Here is a 1538-nt window from a genome sequence, read left to right as displayed (position 1 = left end):
AATCTGCTTGTGGGGTGGGCATCTTGCCCGCCCAGCAAAGGCTTTTAGTCCCTAAAAAAATATTTCGCAGTCAAAATCCCCCCCCTTTACAAGGGGGGGTTAGGGCGGGTTCTGCTGTAACAGTAGCGGTTGCAGTTTGCCCGATCGAATATCTGGGATAATGTACTACTGAGACAAAGTATTGGCATTCACAAATCGACCAATCAACCCAGAAACGAATGACAACACAATGGAACCCACCAAAGCCGGCCAAAAACCGTTAACCGCAAAGCCGATACTGAACGCACTCGCCAACCACGAAGCCAGGGAAAGCGAAATTGCATTCACAACGAATAAAAACAAACCTAAAGTAATAATGCTCAAAGGCAGCGTCAGCAATGTAATAATCGGTTTGACAACCGCATTCACCAATCCGATAACAACAGCAGCCAGCATCGCCGCCGGAAAGCTAACCACCGCCATACCTGGTACAATGTTAGCGGTAATGATCAGCGAAACTGCGGCTACTATCCAAGTTAAGAAAAAACTTAGCATATCTTTTTTTCCATCTCCATCACTATTAATTCAGATTTTAACTGTTTAGTCGATCGACCAAAGTTCGGGATACACTACGAAATACCCACCTTGCGAGAATATCCGACTTATGAAACTCCGGCAACTAGCTGCATTCCTATTCGCGCTAACTATCTTCATCCTGCCGCAGCCAGCCCAGGCTCAATCTAAATATTACGCTCCTCCGCTGTCCTTTAGCAACGCCGAACTGACAAGACGTGATTTTTCCGGTCAAATGCTGCGGGCTGCTGAGTTTTCTAACGCTAATATGGACTTGACTAATTTTTCTAATGCCGATTTGCGGGGAGCAATTATGAGCGCTTCGGTGATGACTGAGGCGAATTTGCACGGAGCAAATTTAACTAATGCAATGATTGATCAAGTTAAATTTACTAAGGCAGATTTAAGCGATGCAATATTAGCAGAAACAATTTTGCTGCGTTCTACTTTTGATGGAGCTGATATCACCGGCGCTGACTTTACTGATGCAATTATGGACGGCTCACAAATTAAAGAATTGTGTACAAAGGCAACCGGGATTAATTCTCAAACTGGGATTTCTACTCGCGATTCTTTGGGATGCCGCTGATATCATCTCCGCTCAATTACTGATGATTGTTTTTTGGGTGGGGGCGGGTTTTTGAGATTGTTTGTTTGGGGCGATTATGGTTGGTGGAACCCGCCCCTACGAAACCCTATTTTGTAGGGGCGGGTTCCACCAAAAATATCTAAGGATTACCAACAATTTAGATAAACCCGCCCCCACACCACGAATAATTCACATTAACCTGATATTTGCATTAAATTCCCCAATGTAAATGATGATTGTTTGTTGGCTGGGGGCGGGTTTTTGAGATTGTTTGTTTGGGGCGATTATGGTTGGTGGAACCCGCCCCTAGGAAACCCTATAATGTAAATGATGATTGTTTGTTGGCTGGGGGCGGGTTTTTGAGATTGTTTGTTTGGGGCGATTATGGTTGGTGGAA

2 protein-coding genes are annotated in these 1538 nt (G+C 44.7%); one reads left to right on the top strand and one right to left on the bottom strand.

Features of this window, described 5'->3' with window-relative positions; all coding sequences use genetic code 11:
* Window positions 1–165: 165 nt before the first annotated feature.
* Complete coding sequence (locus QUA00_RS20500; RefSeq protein ID WP_333143272.1) at window positions 166–534, bottom strand: phage holin family protein; 369 nt, start codon at window positions 532–534, stop codon at window positions 166–168.
* Between the two features lie 109 nt (window positions 535–643).
* On the opposite strand from QUA00_RS20500, the gene QUA00_RS20495 reads away from it, so the two are divergent.
* Window positions 644–1141: a pentapeptide repeat-containing protein gene (locus QUA00_RS20495; protein WP_333143271.1), complete on the top strand. Its 498-nt coding sequence runs from the start codon at window positions 644–646 to the stop codon at window positions 1139–1141.
* The last annotated feature ends 397 nt before the right edge of the window (window positions 1142–1538 follow it).

It is taken from the genome of Microcoleus sp. T2B6 (assembly GCF_036700475.1).
Classification (GTDB): Bacteria; Cyanobacteriota; Cyanobacteriia; order Cyanobacteriales; family Microcoleaceae; genus Microcoleus.
Note: the sequence above shows the minus strand (reverse complement) of the source record. Positions and strands in the feature narration are given on the sequence as shown.